The sequence below is a fragment of the Pseudomonas sp. AKS31 genome (assembly GCF_023634765.1).
In the GTDB taxonomy this organism is placed as follows: Bacteria; Pseudomonadota; Gammaproteobacteria; order Pseudomonadales; family Pseudomonadaceae; genus Aquipseudomonas.
The window spans coordinates 702,102-720,673 of the sequence record NZ_JAMLFX010000001.1 but is presented as its reverse complement, the minus strand read 5'-3'; the positions used below and the strand labels follow the sequence as shown (position 1 = coordinate 720,673).

General features: G+C 60.7%; 16 protein-coding genes. 10 read left to right on the top strand and 6 right to left on the bottom strand.

Features of this window, described 5'->3' with window-relative positions:
• Positions 1–13: 13 nt before the first annotated feature.
• Positions 14–892: an acyl-CoA dehydrogenase middle domain-containing protein gene (locus tag M9827_RS03185; RefSeq protein WP_250603401.1), complete on the bottom strand. Its 879-nt coding sequence runs from the start codon at positions 890–892 to the stop codon at positions 14–16.
• Between the two features lie 153 nt (positions 893–1,045).
• On the opposite strand from M9827_RS03185, the gene olsB reads away from it, so the two are divergent.
• Positions 1,046–1,801 carry an L-ornithine N(alpha)-acyltransferase gene (gene olsB, locus M9827_RS03180; protein WP_250603399.1) on the top strand — a complete coding sequence of 252 codons (756 nt, stop codon included), beginning with the start codon at positions 1,046–1,048 and terminating at the stop codon, positions 1,799–1,801.
• Complete coding sequence (locus M9827_RS03175) at positions 1,801–2,592, top strand: lysophospholipid acyltransferase family protein (protein WP_250603397.1); 792 nt, start codon at positions 1,801–1,803, stop codon at positions 2,590–2,592. The genes olsB and M9827_RS03175 overlap by 1 nt, the downstream gene beginning before the upstream one ends.
• Before the next feature lie 125 nt (positions 2,593–2,717).
• Here M9827_RS03175 and M9827_RS03170 read toward each other — a convergent pair whose 3' ends face one another.
• Positions 2,718–3,296: an acyl carrier protein phosphodiesterase gene (locus tag M9827_RS03170; protein ID WP_250603395.1), complete on the bottom strand. Its 579-nt coding sequence runs from the start codon at positions 3,294–3,296 to the stop codon at positions 2,718–2,720.
• A 170-nt stretch (positions 3,297–3,466) separates the two neighbouring features.
• Between M9827_RS03170 and M9827_RS03165 the strand changes: the two genes are divergently transcribed.
• From M9827_RS03165 to M9827_RS03155, 3 genes are read left to right on the top strand one after another with little or no spacing between them, the layout of a single operon-like run.
• On the top strand, positions 3,467–3,769 hold the full coding sequence (locus tag M9827_RS03165) for an ArsR/SmtB family transcription factor (RefSeq protein ID WP_007917068.1): 303 nt from the start codon (positions 3,467–3,469) through the stop codon (positions 3,767–3,769).
• Positions 3,770–3,803: 34 nt separating this feature from the next.
• Positions 3,804–4,970 carry an MFS transporter gene (locus M9827_RS03160; RefSeq protein WP_250603393.1) on the top strand — a complete coding sequence of 389 codons (1,167 nt, stop codon included), beginning with the start codon at positions 3,804–3,806 and terminating at the stop codon, positions 4,968–4,970.
• A gap of 28 nt (positions 4,971–4,998) precedes the next feature.
• Positions 4,999–6,048 (top strand): alkene reductase, encoded by a 1,050-nt coding sequence (locus M9827_RS03155; RefSeq protein ID WP_250603391.1) that lies wholly within the window; start codon positions 4,999–5,001, stop codon positions 6,046–6,048.
• A gap of 483 nt (positions 6,049–6,531) precedes the next feature.
• On the opposite strand, the gene emhR is transcribed toward M9827_RS03155, so the two are convergent.
• Entirely contained in the window at positions 6,532–7,164 is a 633-nt protein-coding gene (emhR, locus tag M9827_RS03150; protein WP_016982806.1) for an efflux system transcriptional repressor EmhR, read from the bottom strand.
• 266 nt (positions 7,165–7,430) lie between these two features.
• Between emhR and emhA the strand changes: the two genes are divergently transcribed.
• From emhA to M9827_RS03125, 5 genes are all read left to right on the top strand, one after another.
• Positions 7,431–8,588: an efflux RND transporter periplasmic adaptor subunit EmhA gene (emhA, locus tag M9827_RS03145; RefSeq protein WP_250603389.1), complete on the top strand. Its 1,158-nt coding sequence runs from the start codon at positions 7,431–7,433 to the stop codon at positions 8,586–8,588.
• A 3-nt stretch (positions 8,589–8,591) separates the two neighbouring features.
• The gene (gene emhB, locus M9827_RS03140) at positions 8,592–11,756 is read left to right on the top strand and encodes an efflux RND transporter permease subunit EmhB (protein ID WP_250603387.1); all 3,165 of its coding nucleotides are present in this window, start codon (positions 8,592–8,594) and stop codon (positions 11,754–11,756) included.
• Positions 11,753–13,213 carry an efflux RND transporter outer membrane subunit EmhC gene (gene emhC, locus M9827_RS03135; protein WP_250603385.1) on the top strand — a complete coding sequence of 487 codons (1,461 nt, stop codon included), beginning with the start codon at positions 11,753–11,755 and terminating at the stop codon, positions 13,211–13,213. Before emhB ends, emhC begins: the two co-directional genes overlap by 4 nt.
• Positions 13,214–13,592: 379 nt before the next feature.
• Positions 13,593–14,858 carry an OprD family porin gene (locus M9827_RS03130; protein WP_250603383.1) on the top strand — a complete coding sequence of 422 codons (1,266 nt, stop codon included), beginning with the start codon at positions 13,593–13,595 and terminating at the stop codon, positions 14,856–14,858.
• A 268-nt stretch (positions 14,859–15,126) separates the two neighbouring features.
• A complete protein-coding gene (locus M9827_RS03125) occupies positions 15,127–15,933 on the top strand; it encodes a methyltransferase domain-containing protein (RefSeq protein WP_250603381.1) in 807 nt (268 codons plus the stop codon).
• 95 nt (positions 15,934–16,028) lie between these two features.
• On the opposite strand, the gene pcaC is transcribed toward M9827_RS03125, so the two are convergent.
• The 3 genes from pcaC to M9827_RS03110 form a co-directional block, all read right to left on the bottom strand.
• On the bottom strand, positions 16,029–16,421 hold the full coding sequence (gene pcaC, locus M9827_RS03120) for a 4-carboxymuconolactone decarboxylase (protein ID WP_250603379.1): 393 nt from the start codon (positions 16,419–16,421) through the stop codon (positions 16,029–16,031).
• A gap of 10 nt (positions 16,422–16,431) precedes the next feature.
• Positions 16,432–17,223: a 3-oxoadipate enol-lactonase gene (gene pcaD, locus M9827_RS03115; RefSeq protein ID WP_250603377.1), complete on the bottom strand. Its 792-nt coding sequence runs from the start codon at positions 17,221–17,223 to the stop codon at positions 16,432–16,434.
• A 12-nt stretch (positions 17,224–17,235) separates the two neighbouring features.
• A partial coding sequence (locus M9827_RS03110; RefSeq protein ID WP_250603374.1) for a 3-carboxy-cis,cis-muconate cycloisomerase occupies positions 17,236–18,572 on the bottom strand: 1,337 nt, incomplete at its 5' end.

Here is an 18,572-nt window from a genome sequence, read left to right as displayed (position 1 = left end):
GCGATGGGGCCAGTCAGGACACCACCAGAGCCTTGGCCAAGCGCTTGGCCCGAGCCCCCGCCGCCAACTGCATCACGCTTTGATCGCGCTGCCACATCTGCGCCCACTCTGCCGGACCGTCAGCCAAAGCCTGACTCACCTCCCCCTCCAGCGCCTCAAACTGCGCAAACAAGCCACCCAGCAACACATGCCCGGCCGGATTGTTCGGTGGCTGCCGACTCGCCTCCGCGCACCCGGCCAACAGCGCCAGCAAGCGCAATTGCAGCGCCTGCGGCCAGTCACTGTCCTGGCCGACGCCATATAGCCACGCAGTCATCGCGCTCAGCACGTAGACATCTTCCAGCGTGCGAAACGGTTTGACGTAAGCGTCCCAACCATCGCCCGCGAGCAATTCGCACAACGCGCCATCCAGTTGCAGGCGGCCATGACTGATGTCCGGCATCAACGGCAGCGCCGGCAGTTTTTCCACGGTCACGCCGGGTTCGCCGGGGTACACCACGGCCAGACTCAGACGCGGCGTTTCACCGGGGTCCTCACTGCGTGCAGCGATCAACAGCCAGTCCGCCGCATCGCCGGCGGTGACGAAATCCTTGCGTCCATGCAGACGCAAATCGCTAAGCCGTGTCTGCATGTCCGCCGGGCGCAGACTGCGCTGTTCGGTCGCGCACAACGCACCAAGGCTCAGCGGTGCGCTCGGCCACAGCATGCGCAAGGCCGCCTGATAACCGACCAGAAACGCCAGCCCCGGCGTCGCCATCCGCCGCCCGCCCGCGACCGCCAATTCGAACGGGGTGACGTTGCCCAGTTGCTGCAACAACGTCGAAAAACCCTCGGTCAGGTCAGCAACGGCGGGCAATCGTTCACGGCGGTGCAGCAGATCTGGCCAGGGCATAAGCGGCTCCTTGTGGGCTGTCATATAAGCATCACCGAACGTTCATGGCGATGACACCGGGGCTACATAGCCTGACTTTGCACAACACGGCTGCATAAAGAAAGTCGATCGGCTGCAACCCACGACGGGTTAAAGGCCCGTACGGAGATTCACATGACTCAGATCGCCCGCATCAGCGACACCGGCAATGAACGCCGCCTGCAAGCCGAACGCCTGGTCGGCGCCGAGGCCTTGCAGCAAGCCCAGGCCTTGCGCTTCAACGTCTTCAGCGGCGAGTTCAACGCCAAACTGAAAGGCGCGGAACTGGGTCTGGACATGGATGATTATGATGTTCACTGCAGCCATATCGGCGTGCGTGACTTGAACACCGGCCGTCTGGTCGCGACCACCCGCCTGCTCGATCACACCGCCGCCAGCAGCCTCGGCAAGTTTTACAGCGAAGAAGAATTCAGCCTGCACGGCCTCGCGCATCTGCAAGGCCCGATCCTCGAAATCGGCCGCACCTGCGTCGACCCGGCCTATCGCAACGGCGGCACCATTGCGGTGTTGTGGGGCGAATTGGCCGAAGTATTGAATCAGGGCGGTTACAGCTACTTGATGGGTTGCGCGAGCATTCCGATGCAGGACGGCGGTATCCAGGCCCACGCGATCATGCAGCGCCTGCGCGAACGTTATCTGTGCACCGAAAACCTGCGCGCCGAGCCGAAAAATCCGCTGCCGACGCTGGATATCCCTTCCAACGTGATCGCGGAAATGCCGCCGCTGCTCAAGGCTTATATGCGCCTGGGCGCGAAAATCTGTGGCGAGCCGTGCTGGGACGAAGACTTCCAGGTTGCCGACGTGTTTATCCTGCTCAAGCGCGACGAACTCTGCCCGCGCTACGCCAAGCACTTCAAGGCGGCCGTGTGATGAGCCGGTTGCGCGTGTACGCGCGAATCGCGCGAGTGTTGTTGGTGGTGGCACTGGGTTTGACCATGGCCAGCGTCTTTGGCGTGTTTGAACGGATTGGCCTGGCGCATTCGATGGAGCGGCGCCAGCGCTGGTCGCGCTTCTTTATGGCGCGCCTGAGCAATGCCCTGCCCTTTCGCGTGACCGTGCACGGCGAGTTGCCGAAACAGCCGATGCTGTGGGTCAGCAATCATGTGTCGTGGACCGATATTCCGCTGCTCGGCATGCTGACGCCGCTGTCGTTTCTGTCCAAAGCCGAAGTACGCACCTGGCCGGTGGCCGGTTGGCTCGCGGCGAAGGCTGGCAGCCTGTTCATCCGTCGCGGTTCGGGCGACAGCCAGTTGATCCGCAAACAGATGACCCGTCACCTGCAAACCGACCATTCGCTGTTAATGTTCCCCGAGGGCACCACCACCGATGGCCGCTCGCTGCGTACCTTTCATGGACGCTTGCTGGCAGCGGCGATTGATTCCGAGGTGATGCTGCAACCGGTGGCGATCCGTTATCTGCGTGACGGTGAAATCGACGCACTGGCGCCGTTCATTGGGGATGACGATCTGCTGTCGCACCTGATGCGCCTGTTCAGCAATGATTGCGGCGATGTCGAAGTGCACCTGCTCAAGCCGCTTGCCTGTCAGGGTCGTGAACGTGCGGCGCTGGCGTTTGAAGCGCAGCAGGCGGTGCAGAAGGCGTTGTTTGGTGCGATTCCGGAAACCCGACAATCGCCAATGCGCCCGGCAATCGCTGCCTGATATACAAATCCTGAAATCACCCTGAGACCCTGTGGGAGCTGGCTTGCCAGCGATAGCGGCAGACCAGTCGACATATAAGTTGGATGTGTCGACGCCATCGCTGGCAAGCCAGCTCCCACAGGGATTCAGGTTGTCTGAGAGAGTTGAGAAAAGTCCTGGAGCTGCGGGTAGAACAAGCGGAAGTCATCGCTCAACGGCTCATACAACCGCCGCAATTCCTGCATCGCCCCCGCCAGCTCTTCCGGCCGACTCAACCGCCGCGAGATGCCGCGCAACACTTGCTCCAGCACTTCGAATTCCTGATACGAGCCCAACCAGTCGTTGGCGACCATGTGCGGGGCGATCTTCGCCAGCCGTTCGGGCAATTGCGGTTCACGGGACAGCACCCGATACACATCGGCGGTGAAGTGCTCCAGCGGCTGATTGGCATACAGCGTCCAGTCCCGCGCCAGGCAATGATCGAAAAACACGTCGAGCACGATCCCGGCATAGCGCCGGCGCGTGTCGGAAAATCGGCCGAGGGCGATGTCCACCAGCGGATGGCGGTCAGTGAACACGTCAATCCGTCGATGCAGTTGAATGGCCGCCTCCACCTCCGGCGCAAACTGCCCTTGCAGCCGACCTTTGACGAAATCGCCATACAGACTGCCAAGCAGTTGCCCGGGGCGCTGGCCTCCGAGGTGTAAATGTGCGAGATAGTTCATGGGCGCAGCTTAGCACTGCGCCCCATAAGTCATACACCCAAGTATCGTTATAACGCGATATACCAATTTATGCTGACGTCAGATCAAAATCATATTGGTGTATCGCGATCTAACGATTTAAAGTTCGCCTCATCGCGATATAGCGTTGTACACATTGTGAGCACCCTGCCATGAACCTCGACCTCGACGAAATAATAAAAGCCCTGGCGCACCCGGTACGGCGAGACATCCTCAACTGGCTGAAAGACCCGAAGAACGAATTTCCGGAACAGTTGCACAACCACGAGTACGGCATTTGCGCCGGGCAGATCGATCAACGCTGCGGCCTGTCGCAGTCGACCGTTTCGGCACACCTCGCAACGTTGCAACGCGCCGGTCTGATCAGCAGCCAGAAGGCCGGTCAATGGCACTTTTTCAAACGTAACGAGGACGTCATCCAGGCGTTCCTCAGCACCCTCAGTAAAGAGCTCTGACCCTTAACGTCAGCCAGCCGACAAGGAAACCTGCATGCCCCTCTCGCTCCTCATACTCGCCTTGAGCGCCTTTGCCATCGGCACCACCGAATTCGTCATCATGGGCCTGCTGCCCAATGTGGCGGCCGACCTCGGTGTGTCGATCCCCGGCGCCGGCTGGCTGGTGACCGGTTACGCCCTCGGCGTGGCGATCGGTGCGCCGTTCATGGCAATGGCCACGGCCAGACTGCCGCGCAAGGCAGCCCTGGTGGCGTTGATGGGCATCTTTATTGTCGGCAACCTGCTCTGCGCCATTGCCAGTGACTACAACGTGCTGATGTTCGCCCGAGTGATCACGGCGCTGTGCCATGGTGCGTTTTTCGGCATCGGTTCTGTCGTCGCGGCGAATCTGGTGCCGGCCAACAAGCGTGCGTCGGCGGTGGCTTTGATGTTCACCGGCTTGACCCTGGCCAACGTCCTCGGTGTGCCGCTGGGCACTGCGCTGGGTCAGCAATACGGCTGGCGCTCGACCTTCTGGGCGGTGACCGTCATCGGTGTGATTGCCCTGATCGGCCTGATCCGTTTCCTGCCGGCCAAGCGTGACGAAGAGAAACTCGACATGCGCGCCGAACTCGCCGCCCTCAAAGGTGCGGGGATCTGGCTATCGCTGAGCATGACCGCGCTGTTCGCCGCGTCCGTATTCACCCTGTTCACCTACGTCGCCCCGCTGCTCGGCGAAGTCACCGGTGTGTCGCCGCGTGGCGTGACCTGGACGCTGATGCTGATCGGCCTGGGCCTGACCGTAGGCAACATCATCGGCGGCAAACTCGCCGACAAAGGCATGGCCGCCACGTTGATTGGCGTGTTCATCGCCATGGCCGTGGTCTCCACCGTGCTGACCTGGACCAGCGTTGCGCTGATCCCGACTGAAATCACCCTGTTCCTCTGGGCCACCGCGTGTTTCGCCGCCGTACCGGCGCTGCAAGTCAACGTGGTGACCTTCGGCAAAGCGGCACCGAACCTGGTCTCGACCCTGAACATCGGCGCGTTCAACGTCGGCAATGCCCTCGGCGCCTGGGTCGGCGGCAGCGTTATCGCTCACGGCTACGGCCTGACCCGCGTACCGCTGGCAGCCGCCGCACTGGCAGTGCTCGCCCTGCTGGTGACCCTGATTACTTTTCGTCAGAACGGCAATGCCGATCTGGCCCCGGCAACCAACTGATTAACTTTTACTTACGAGGGTTGTAGACATGGCAACTATTTTTGATCCGATCAAACTCGGCGACATCGAGCTGGCCAACCGCATCATCATGGCCCCGCTGACCCGCTGCCGCGCCGACGAAGGCCGCGTACCGAACGCGCTGATGGCTGAATACTACGTACAGCGCGCGTCCGCTGGCCTGATCCTCAGCGAAGCCACTTCGGTAACGCCAATGGGCGTCGGCTACCCGGACACCCCGGGCATCTGGTCCAACGATCAAGTGCGCGGCTGGGCCAACGTGACCAAAGCGATTCACGCTGCCGGCGGCAAGATTTTCCTGCAACTGTGGCACGTGGGCCGTATCTCTCACGAGTCGTACCTCAACGGTGAAGCGCCGGTGGCACCGAGCGCGATCCAGCCTAAAGGTCACGTCAGCCTGGTGCGCCCACTGGCCGACTACCCAACCCCGCGTGCCCTGGAAACCGCTGAAATCGCCGACATCGTCGACGCTTACCGCACCGGTGCCGAGAACGCCAAAGCCGCCGGTTTCGACGGCGTGGAAATCCACGGTGCCAACGGTTACCTGCTCGACCAGTTCCTGCAAAGCAGCACCAACCAGCGCACTGACAACTACGGTGGCTCGCTGGAAAACCGCGCGCGTCTGCTGCTGGAAGTGACTGACGCCGCGATCGAAGTCTGGGGCGCCGGCCGTGTCGGTGTGCACCTGGCACCGCGCGCCGATTCCCACGACATGGGCGATGACAACCTGGCGGAAACCTTCACCTACGTCGCACGTGAACTGGGCAAGCGCGGTATCGCGTTCATCTGCTCCCGTGAGAAAGAAGGCGCCGACAGCCTCGGCCCACAACTCAAAGAAGCCTTCGGTGGCCCGTACATCGCCAACGAAAAATTCACCAAGGAAAGCGCCAACGAGTGGCTGGCCAGCGGCAAGGCTGACGCCGTGGCGTTTGGCGTACCGTTCATTGCCAACCCGGATCTGCCGGCGCGTTTGAAGGCTGATGCGCCGTTGAATGAGGCGCGTCCGGAGTTGTTCTACGCTAAAGGGCCGGTGGGTTATATCGACTATCCGACGCTTTAAGGCATACCGCAGAAATGCAAAAGCCCCCGACTTGTGAGAGTCGGGGGCTTTTTTTGTGCTCGCTTGAGATTGATTGCGCGGCTGAGTACGTAGCCCCTCACCCCAGCCCTCTCCCGAGGGAGAGGGAGAGGGAGCCGATCGGGAATGTTCAAAACCTGAGTTCGACTGGATATTTCAGGTCGGCGTATCTCGAAAGAACACCTCGGTCAGTCCCCTCTCCCTCTGGTAGAGGGAGCCGATCGGGGAATGTTTGAAACCCGAGTTCGACTGGATTTTCACGTCGGTGTAACTCGAAAGAACATCTCGGTCAGTCCCCTCTCCCTCTGGGAGAGGGCTGGGGTGAGGGCAAGCGGCCAACACTTGTTCACACAGACGACACAAATTCCCTACAAAATGCGTAGCTCGCTACGTTTAAACTCCCCGCCGCGAACGGGTATAAAAGCAGGTCAATTGACATAGGCTGTGCCAATTACGCATTTTGTTTCATTTGCGCAGGCTGGGGCTCAGGCGCAGCATATCCAACCCTGTATCGACCCAACGTTCGGCCTCGGCATGCAGCTCAAAGCTGTCCGGCGCCAGCAGCCAACCATACAGAAGGCCATCGATATAGCTGTGAATACTGATGGCCGCACGGGCGGTGTCGAGATCTTCCGGCAACTGTCCGCGATTGACCGCATTACGCAACGTCAGAGCGATGCGCTCGTTGCAATCGAGGCTGACGTCCCGGCGCTGTTGGCGCAAATCGCACATTTCATCGGTGAACTCGCACTTATGAAACAGAATTTCGTTGATACGCCGGGTTTTCGGGTCCAGTGCAACTTGATGAAACAAATGAATCAGCAGTTGGCGCATGCAGCCCAACGGATCGAGTTCATCTTCACTTTCGCTGGCTCTGGCCAATTCATCCAGCGGCTCACGCAGCGAATCCAGCATGGCCTGTACCAGATCAGCCTTGTTACTGAAATGCCAGTAAATAGCACCGCGCGTGACCCCGGCCATTGTTGCGATATCGGCCAGCGTCGTACGAGCGACGCCCCTTTCATAAAAGGCTTTCTCCGCCGCTTCCAGAATCTGGCTACGGGTTTCTTGAGCTTCCTCTTTGGTACGACGGACCATGACAGTAAAACCTCAAACAGGATGTTTCAGGGATGGCTGAATATCCGCTGAATAAAGAGGGGGCGATCTCTCACGGATCAGCTCCCCGGCCTACAATTTCAAACCTTGCAACGACTTTTGTAACGGGTTGGGTACGCGGCAAAGGTATTTACAAACAACCATGAACGTAAGTATATTCCTTAGCAAGCTACTTATCCACCCGGTATCCTTTTTTTACCCTTACACACTTCTTGTGCGCTCTTTGCGCGCCTGACCCGAGGATCTTCATGCAATTCAAGCCAGCTGTTACCGCTCTGGTCACTGCCGTCGCCCTGGCATCGCTGCTCAGCGGATGTAAAAAGGAAGAAGCGGCACCGGCCGCTCCACCGCCTCAGGTCGGCGTCGTCACCCTGCAACCACAAGCCTTTACCCTCACCTCCGAACTGCCGGGCCGCACCAGTGCCTTCCGCATCGCGGAAGTCCGACCACAGGTCAACGGCATCATTCTCAAGCGTCTGTTCAAGGAAGGCGCCGACGTCAAAGCCGGCCAGCAGCTGTATCAGATCGATCCTTCGGTCTATGAAGCGACCCTGAAAAGCGCCGAAGCCAACCTGCGTTCGACCAAGTCGATCTCCGACCGCTACAAGCAACTGGTCGACGAGCAGGCCGTGAGCCGTCAGGAATACGACACTGCTGTGGCCAACCGCATGGAATCGGAAGCGTCGCTGCAGAGCGCGCAGATCAACGTGCGTTACACCAAGGTCTACGCGCCGATCTCCGGCCGCATCGGCCGTTCTTCCGTGACTGAAGGTGCGCTGGTCAACAACGGCCAGACCGACGCCATGGCCGTGATCCAGCAGTTGGATCCGATCTACGTCGACGTTACGCAGTCGTCGGTTGAACTGCTTGAACTGCGCCGTGAGCTGGAAAGCGGTCGCCTGCAAAAAGCCGGCGATAACGCCGCTGCGGTCAAGCTGACCCTGGAAGACGGCAGCCAGTACAAGCTCGACGGTAAGCTGGAATTCTCCGAAGTGTCGGTCGATCAGACCACCGGTTCCGTGACCCTGCGCGCCGTGTTCCCGAACCCGGATCACACCTTGCTGCCTGGCATGTTCGTCCACGCCCAGTTGCAGGCGGGTGTGAACAGTGCCGCGATCCTCGCCCCGCAGCAGGGTGTGACCCGCGACCTCAAAGGCACGCCGACCGCACTGGTCGTCGGTCCGGACAACAAGGTCGAGTTGCGTCAGCTCAAGGCCAGCCGCACCGTTGGCAGCCAGTGGCTGATCGAGGACGGCTTGAAGGCCGGCGATCGTCTGATCACCGAAGGCCTGCAATTCGTCAAACCGGGCGCCGAGGTCAATCCGACCGAAGCGACCAATGTCGGCGCAAAGAACCCGGCCCCCGCACAGGCAGCTGACAAAGCCGCCGGCGGCAAAGGGGAGTAACCCATGTCAAAATTCTTCATCGACCGTCCGATTTTCGCTTGGGTAATTGCCCTGGTGATCATGCTGGTCGGGGCACTATCGATCCTCAAGTTGCCGATCAACCAGTACCCGAGCATTGCGCCACCGGCCATTGCGATCTCCGTGACCTACCCGGGCGCTTCGGCGCAAACCGTGCAGGACACCGTGGTTCAGGTGATCGAGCAACAACTCAACGGTATCGACAATCTGCGTTATGTCTCCTCGGAAAGTAACTCCGACGGCAGCATGACCATCACCGCGACCTTCGAGCAAGGCACCAACTCCGACACCGCGCAGGTGCAGGTTCAGAACAAGCTGAACCTGGCCACCCCGCTGTTGCCGCAGGAAGTGCAGCAACAAGGTATCCGTGTGACCAAGGCAGTGAAAAACTTCCTGCTGGTGATCGGCGTGGTGTCGCGTGACGGCAGCATGTCCAAGGACGACTTGTCCAACTACATCGTGTCGAACATGCAGGACCCGATCTCGCGCACCGCCGGTGTCGGTGACTTCCAGGTCTTCGGTGCCCAGTACGCGATGCGCATCTGGCTTGACCCGGCCAAGTTGAACAACTTCAACCTGACCCCGGTCGACGTGAAAACCGCCATTGCGGCGCAGAACGTCCAGGTCTCGTCCGGTCAGCTCGGCGGCTTGCCGGCCGTGCAAGGTCAGCAACTCAACGCGACGATCATCGGCAAGACCCGTCTGCAAACCGCCGAGCAGTTCAAGGAAATCCTGCTCAAGGTCAACAAGGACGGCTCGCAGGTTCGCCTGAAAGACGTCGCCGACGTCGGTCTCGGTGGTGAAAACTACGCGATCAGCGCCCAGTTCAATGGCAGCCCGGCTTCCGGTCTGGCAGTGAAACTGGCCAACGGCGCCAACGCCCTCGACACGGCCAAAGCCCTGCGCACTACCATCGACGGCCTCAAGCCGTTCTTCCCGCCAGGCATGGAAGTGGTATTCCCGTACGACACTACCCCGGTGGTGACTGAGTCGATCAAAGGCGTGGTTCACACGCTGGTCGAAGCCGTGGTGCTGGTGTTCCTGGTGATGTTCCTGTTCCTGCAGAACTTCCGCGCCACGGTCATCACGACCATGACGGTGCCGGTGGTATTGCTCGGTACGTTCGGTATCCTCGCCGCCGCCGGTTTCAGCATCAACACCCTGACCATGTTCGGGATGGTGCTGGCCATCGGTTTGCTGGTGGACGACGCCATCGTCGTGGTGGAAAACGTCGAGCGGGTGATGGCGGAAGAAGGCCTGTCACCCAAGGAAGCGACCAAAAAGTCCATGGGCCAGATCCAGGGCGCACTGGTCGGTATCGCCCTGGTACTGTCGGCGGTATTGCTGCCGATGGCATTCTTCGGTGGTTCGACCGGGGTCATCTACAAGCAGTTCTCGATCACCATCGTCTCGGCCATGGGCCTGTCGGTGCTGGTGGCTTTGATCTTTACCCCGGCGCTCTGCGCGACCATGCTCAAACCGATTCCTCATGGTGAGCATGGCACGCCGAAAAAAGGCTTCTTCGGCTGGTTCAACCGCAACTTCGACCGTAGCGTCAAAAGCTACGAGCGCGGCGTTGGTAATATCCTGCGCCAGAAGGTGCCGTACCTGCTGGCCTATGCGCTGATTCTGATCGGCATGATCTGGCTGTTCATGCGTATTCCTTCCTCCTTCCTGCCGGAAGAAGATCAGGGCGTACTGTTCGCTCAAGTGCAAACCCCGGCCGGCTCCAGTGCCCAGCGCACCCAGGTGGTCGTGGATGAAATGCGTGAGTACCTGCTGCGTCCGACCAAGGATGGCGGTGAAGGTGACACGGTTGCCTCGGTGTTCACCGTGACCGGCTTCAACTTCGCCGGCCGTGGTCAGAGCTCGGGTATGGCGTTCATCATGCTCAAGCCATGGGATGAACGTGACGCCGACAACAGCGTGTTCAAACTGGCCGCTCGCGCCCAGCAGCACTTCTTTACCTTCCGTGATGCGATGGTGTTCGCCTTCGCCCCGCCGGCGGTACTGGAGTTGGGTAACGCCACCGGTTTCGACGTGTTCCTGCAGGACCGCGCCGGTATCGGTCATGAAAAACTGATGGAGGCACGCAACCAGTTCCTCGGCATGGCGGCGCAGAGCAAGGTGCTCTCGCAAGTGCGTCCGAACGGTCTGAATGACGAGCCACAGTTCCAGCTGGAAATCGACGACGAGAAGGCCAGTGCCCTGGGCATTACCATCAGCGACATCAACAACACCTTGTCGATTGCCTTGGGCAGTAGCTACGTCAACGACTTCATCGACCGCGGTCGGGTGAAAAAGGTGTACGTGCAAGGCCAGCCGGATTCGCGCATGAACCCGGAAGACTTGAAGAAGTGGTACGTACGCAACGCCAGCGGCACCATGGTTCCGTTCTCGGCATTCGCCAAGGGCGAGTGGATCTACGGCTCGCCGAAGCTCTCGCGCTATAACGGCGTGGAAGCGGTGGAAATCCTTGGTGCCCCGGCTCCGGGTTACTCCACAGGTGAAGCCATGGCTGAAGTCGAGGCCATCGCCGCGAAACTGCCGAAAGGCGTGGGCATCTCCTGGACCGGTCTGTCCTATGAAGAGCGTCTGGCAGGCTCGCAAGCCCCGGCACTGTTCGCGTTGTCGCTGTTGATGGTGTTCCTGTGTCTGGCGGCACTCTACGAGAGCTGGTCGATTCCGATCGCAGTCGTGCTCGTAGTGCCGTTGGGGATCATTGGTGCTCTGCTCGCGACCAGTCTGCGCGGCCTGTCCAACGACGTGTACTTCCTGGTGGGTCTGTTGACGACCATCGGTCTGGCGGCGAAAAACGCCATTCTGATCGTCGAGTTCGCCAAGGAGCTGCACGAACAGGGCGCCAGCCTGCGCGACGCAGCCATCGAGGCTTGCCGCATGCGTCTGCGTCCGATCATCATGACCTCGCTGGCGTTTATCCTCGGTGTGGTACCGCTGGCAATTTCCACCGGCGCGGGCTCAGGTAGCCAACACGCCATCGGTACGGTGGTAATCGGCGGTATGATCACCGCCACGATCCTGGCGATCTTCTGGGTCCCACTGTTCTTCGTCACGGTTTCGTCCATGGGCCAGCGTAAAAACGCCGACCAGGATGAAACTAAAGAAACTCCTAAAGAGGCTGGCCAATGAGCAAGTCGCTACTCTCCCTCGCAGTCGCCGCCTTCGTGCTGAGCGGTTGCTCGCTGATACCTGATTATCAGCAGCCTGAGGCTCCGGTCGCAGGCCAGTACCCACAGGGCCCGGCGTATTCGCCGGCCCAGGCACCGGCGCAAGCTGCTGCCGAACAGGGCTGGAAGCAGTTTTTCCATGACCCGGCCCTGCAACAGCTGATCCAGGTCTCGCTGGAAAACAACCGCGACCTGCGTGTTGCCGCACTGAACATCGACGCTTACGCGGCTCAATACCGCATCCAGCGCGCCGACCTGTTCCCGGCAGTTTCGGCCAATGGCAGCGGCAGCCGCCAGCGGGTTCCGGCGCGTGCGTCGCAGACCGGCGAGTCGAGCATCACCAGCTCCTACTCCGCCACGGTCGGCATCAGCGCCTACGAACTCGACCTGTTCGGTCGGGTTCGCAGCCTGAGCGAACAAGCCTTGCAACAGTACTTCGCCACCGAAGAAGCACGCCGCAGCACGCAGATCAGTCTGGTCGCCAGCGTCGCCAATGCTTACCTGACCTGGCAAGCGGACAAGGAACTGCTCAAGCTGACCCAGGACACCCTCGGCGCCTTTGAAGAAAGCTACAAGCTGACCAGCCGCAGCAACGAAGTCGGTGTGGCTTCGGCGCTGGATCTGGCGCAGTCGCGCACCTCGGTCGAGAACGCCCGGGCACAACTGGCGCGTTACACCCGCCAGGTGGCGCAGGACGAAAACAGCCTGACCCTGCTGCTCGGCACCGGTATCCCGGCCAATCTGCAAACGGCCAAACCGCTGTCCGATGACCTGCTCAGCGATGTTCCGCCGGGTCTGCCTTCGGATCTCTTGCAACGTCGTCCGGACATCCTGCAAGCCGAGTACAACCTGAAAGCGGCCAACGCCAACATCGGCGCGGCCCGTGCCGCGTTCTTCCCGAGCATCAGCCTGACCGCCAACGCGGGTAGCCTGAGCCCGGATCTGTCCGGTCTGTTCAAGGGGGGTTCGGGGACGTGGCTGTTCCAGCCGCAGATCAACCTGCCGATCTTCAACGCCGGCAGCCTGCGCGCCAGCCTCGACTACGCCAAGATCCAGAAGGACATTGGCGTGGCGAACTACGAGAAGTCCATTCAAACGGCCTTCCAGGAAGTCGCCGACGGCCTGGCCGCACGCCAGACCTACACCGAGCAGTTGCAAGCGCAGCGTGACTTCGTGCAGGCCAACCAGGATTACTACCGTTTGGCCGAACGTCGCTACCGCATCGGCGTCGACAGTAACCTGACCTTCCTCGATGCCCAGCGTCAGCTGTTCAGCGCGCAACAAGCACTGATCACCGACCGCCTCGCGCAGCTGACCAGTGCGGTCAACCTGTACAAGGCCCTGGGCGGTGGCTGGAATGCGCAAACCGCGCAGAACGAACCGCTGAAAGAAGAAGCACCGAAGATGAAGCTGTTCTGATCATCATCGGCTGAATACAAGGAGCCCACCGATTGGTGGGCTTTTTGTTGCCTGAGAATCAAAAGATCGCAGCCTTCGGCAGCTCCTACATTTGAAAGGCGTTGCCCTGTAGGAGCTGCCGAAGGCTGCGATCTTTTGATCTTCAATGCTGTTCGATAATCGCCCGAAACCCGCTTTTCCCAATTGAATCCGAACATCCGCCCCCAGCACCATTCGATCAACAAAACCAATAACAACAGGTTAGACACCATGCTCCCGCGCCCTGCTCCGACCGGCTGACCGCCGTCGCTTCACCCCCTGAATTCATCGCATTTCTGCACCGTAAAAACCGGCCGCAGCGCACCCGTTCGCCCTAAAAAAACAAGAGAGACCCGAGCCCATGACAACCTCCCCTGCGCCTTACGCAATTCCCGGCCTGATCGCCCTGGCCCTGGCCCTGGCCGGTGCGGCGCTGCCCGCTGCGGCTGAAGAAGCCGGTTTCATCGAGGGCGCGAAGGTCAACCTCAACCTGCGCAACTTCTACATCAACCGCAACTTCACCAACCCGACCAAAGCGCAGGGCAAGGCTGAAGAGTGGACGCAGAGCTTCATCCTCGACGCCAAATCCGGCTTCACCCAAGGCACCGTCGGCTTCGGCATGGATGTACTCGGCCTGTACTCAGTGAAACTCGATGGCGGTAAAGGCACGGGCGGCACGCAGCTGTTGCCGCTGGATCACGACGGTCGCCCGGCGGACCATTTCGGTCGCACCAATGTCGCCTTCAAGGCCAAGCTTTCGCAGACCGAAGTGAAGGTCGGCGAGTGGATGCCGGTGCTGCCGATCCTGCGTTCGGACGACGGTCGCTCGCTGCCGCAAACCTTTCGCGGCGGCCAGATCACCTCTAAGGAAATCGACGGCCTGACCCTCTATGGCGGCCAGTTCCGCGCCAACAGCCCGCGCGACGACAGCAGCATGAGCGACATGTCGATGACCGGCAAATCGGCGTTCACCTCCGATCGCTTCAACTTTCAGGGCGGTGAATACGTTTTCAACGAAAAACGCACGCAGATCGGGCTGTGGAACGCTGAACTCAAGGACATCTACAGCCAGCAATACGTCAACCTGATCCACAGCCAGCCGCTGGGCGACTGGACCCTCGGCGCCAACCTCGGTTTCTTCTATGGCAAAGACGACGGCAGCGCCCGCGCCGGCGATCTCGACAACAAGACCTGGTCCGGCCTGTTCTCGGCCCGCTACGGCGGCAACACCTTTTACGTCGGCCTGCAGAAACTCACCGGCGACAGCGCCTGGATGCGCGTCAACGGCACCAGCGGCGGCACGCTGGCCAACGACAGCTACAACGCCAGCTACGACAACGCGCAGGAACGCTCCTGGCAAGTGCGCCACGACTACAACTTCGTCGCGCTGGGCATCCCCGGCCTGACCCTGATGAACCGCTATATCAGCGGCGACAACGTGCACACCGGGACGATCACCGACGGCAAGGAATGGGGCCGCGAATCGGAACTGGGCTACACCGTGCAGAGCGGCGCGCTGAAGGACTTGAACGTCAGATGGCGCAACTCGACCATGCGCCGCGACTTCAGCAACAACGAGTTCGACGAGAACCGTTTGATCGTCAGCTATCCGATCAGCCTCCTTTAAACACCGATCCCCCCCTGTAGGAGCTGCCGCAGGCTGCGATCTTTTGATCTTAAAAACAAGATCAAAAGATCGCAGCCTGCGGCAGCTCCTACATTGGAATTCTCGCCACTGGTCAGGACAAGTCGCACTTTGCCGGCCGGCAGGTAAAGTGACAAAACCTGAAGGACTCAGGTGCTTCACCTTCCCGCTTCCGTCGTCGTAGTCGGTCCTCAAGCTGTGAGCCAGGTTGTCATCGGAAGACACCACCGATCACCAGAGGACCTCCTCAATGATCTCTCGTCTCACCGCAACACCCGACTGGGACGCCAAGGCGTACCAGCAGTTCTCCCGTCTCAGGCAACGCCCGGTCAACGAACTGCTCGACCGCGTCGACCTGCACAACCCGCAACGCATTTACGACCTCGGCTGCGGCACCGGCATTGCCACGCAGTTGTTGGCCAAACGCTGGCCGCGCGCGCAGTTGCAGGGCGTCGACAGCTCCGCGCAGATGCTTGATGAGGCACGCTGCCTGCCGATCCGGGCGTTGTGGAAACATTGCGACCTGCTTGATTGGCAACCTGAGCAGCCGGCGGATCTGCTGTTCGCGGCCGCCGTGCTGCACTTTATCGAAGGCCATGAAAAACTGCTGCCGCGCCTGCTCGGTTATCTGAATCCCGGCGGCTGTCTGGCGGCGCACATGCCGGACTGGCGCGATGCGCTGTGGTATCGGCTGATGCTCGACACCCTCGAAAACGGCGGCACCGGTGGCACGCCACTGGGCACTCCTGAACTGCGCCAGCGCATGGCGGCGCGGCCGTTATTGGCACTGGAGGATTACTACCGGTTGCTCGCGCCCATGACTACGTCGCTGGATATCTGGGAGACCGAGCAGTTGCAGGTGGTTGACGGCAAGTCGCCGGTGTATGACTGGGTGAAGGTCTCGGCGCTGCGGCCGGTGATGCAGGCGTTGAGTGCAGCGGAACAGGCGCGGTTTATCTATCACTACCTGATGCGGGTGCATAAGCATTATCCGCAAGAGGGGGATGGGCATACGTTGTTTGCGTTCAAGCGGATATTTATTGTGGCCACGGTTTGAAGAGCAAAAGATCGCAGCCTTCGGCAGCTCCTACAGGGGAACGCATTCCAAATGTAGGAGCTGCCGAAGGCTGCGATCTTTTTCGGTTTCAACCGTCAATCCCGGGATTCGACTCCCAACTCATCCCACACCGATTCGGCCAAGTGAAACGTCGCATTCGCCGCCGGGATCCCGCAGTAAATCGCACTCTGCATGATCACTTCCTTGATCTCGCCCCGGCTCACGCCGTTATTGGCCGCCGCGCGCAGGTGCAGTTTCAGCTCGCCTTCACGGTTCATGCCGATCAGCATGGCGATGGTGATCAGGCTGCGCGTGTGCCGTGGCAAGCCCGGACGCGTCCAGATATCGCCCCAGGCATGGCGGGTGATCATCTCCTGAAACTCCGAGTTGAACTCGGTCAGCGTGGTCAGGCTGCGATCGACATGCGTATCGCCCAACACCGCGCGGCGTACCTGCATGCCTTCGTCGTAACGTTGTTTCTCGTCCACAAACACTTCCTCACTTAGCCTGCAAAAAAGCCAACACGCGATCACTGAAATCTGCACCGGCCTGCACGTTGGACAGGTGCGCCGCATAGAACTCGGCATATTGGGCGCCGCGTACGTGTTCCTGAATAAAGTGCCCACCGGACGGCGGTGTCACCGCATCTTCGGTGCCGGCAATCACCAGCAACAGCACATTGATCGACGTCAGTTGTTCGCGGAAATCGGCATCACGCACCGCCGCGCAGTTGGCCGCATAACCTTCAGGCGAAGTGGCGGCGAGCATGTCGGTAATCTGCTTGGCCGCCGCCGGATGCGCTGCCGAAAAGTCCGGGGTAAACCAGCGGGCAATCGACGCGTCACGCAGGGCCACCATCGCTGCGGCACCGTCGCGCAGCACGGTTTCAATGCGTGGATTCCACACCGATGGATCGCCGATTTTTGCCGCCGTATTGCACACGATCAGCTTGTGCAGGCGATGCCCAGCGTTGATCCCCAGCCACTGCCCGATCAGACCGCCCATCGACAGCCCGCAGAAATGCGCGCGCTCGATGTGCAGCGCATCCAGCAGACCGAGCACGTCATGACCCAATTGCTCAATGCTGTAAGGCCCCGGTGTCACCAGCGATTGGCCATGGCCACGGGTATCGAAACGCAGCACGCGAAAATGCTCGGTAAATGCCGGCATCTGCGCGTCCCACATGTGCAGATCAGTGCCCAGCGAGTTGGACAGCACCAGCACCGGCGCATCGACCGGACCTTCAATTTGATAGTGCAGTTCGCCATCGGCGAGTTGAACGAAAGCCACAGCCCTCTCCTTTCAGACAGACAATGCGTTGTGTTCGGCCACCGCACGCTCGACCCAGGTTTTCGCCTGACCGAGATAATGGGCGGGGTTCAAAAGATGATCGAGTTCAGCGTTGCTCAGCTCAGCAGTGACTTGCGGTTCGTCACCCAGCACGGCGCGTAAATGGCGCTGCTCGGCCACGGCGCGTTTGCAGCATTGTTCGAGCAGATGATGCGCGGTGTCGCGGCCGACACGCTGGGCGAGGACGATGCTGACGGCTTCGGCCAGCACCAGCCCCTGCGTCAATTCGAGGTTGCGGCCCATGCGTTCGGCATCGACTTCCAGGCCGTCGGCGAGCAAGCGCGCCTGTTGCAGCGAACCGGAAACGAGGCAGCAAATCTCCGGCAAGGTTTCCCATTCGGCGTGCCACAAGCCGAGGCTACGCTCGTGCTCCTGCGGCATGGCGCTGAACAGCGTCGAGAGCAGCCCCGGCACCCGCGTCGCCGCACCGATCAATACCGCCGCACCGACCGGATTGCGCTTGTGCGGCATGGTCGACGAACCGCCCTTGCCCGGTGCCGACGGCTCGAACACCTCTGCCGCTTCAGTTTGCATCAACAGACTGATGTCGCGGCCGAATTTGCCGAGGCTGCCGGCGATCAGACCGAGCACCGCACCGAACTCGACCACGCGATCACGCTGGGTGTGCCACGGCTGTTCCGGCAAGGTCAGTTGCAGTTCTTCAGCCAGCGCCTCAGCGATCGGCAAGGCCTGCGCGCCCAGCGCGGCGAGGGTTCCGGACGCACCACCAAATTGCAGCACCAGCAGACGCGGCTTGAGTTCGCGCAAGCGTTGACGGCTGCGCGTCACAGCGCCCAGCCATCCGGCGATTTTCATGCCGAGGGTGACCGGCGTCGCATGTTGCAGCCAGGTGCGCCCGGCCAACGGCGTCGCCGCATGGCGTTGCGCTTGGGTCGCGAGGGAATCAGCGAGTTGCGCGAGATCGTTCTCGATCAACGCCAGCGCCTGTCGCAATTGCAACACCAGCCCGGAATCCATCACGTCCTGACTGGTCGCGCCCAAATGCACATAACGTTCGGCTTCAGCGTCGCTGGCAGCAACCTGCTTGCCCAATGCCTTGACCAGCGGAATCGCCGAATTGCCGGCCGTGGCAATCGCCTCGCCCAATGCTGCGAAGTCATACAGATCAGCACTGCATGCAGCCGCAATAGGTTTCACCGCAGAAGAAGGAATCAAACCGACCCGCGCCTCGGCCCGGGCCAGCGCCGCTTCGAAGTCGAGCATTGCCTGCACGCGGCCCTGATCGCAGAACACTTCACGCATATCGCGGGCAGTGAAATAGGCATCGA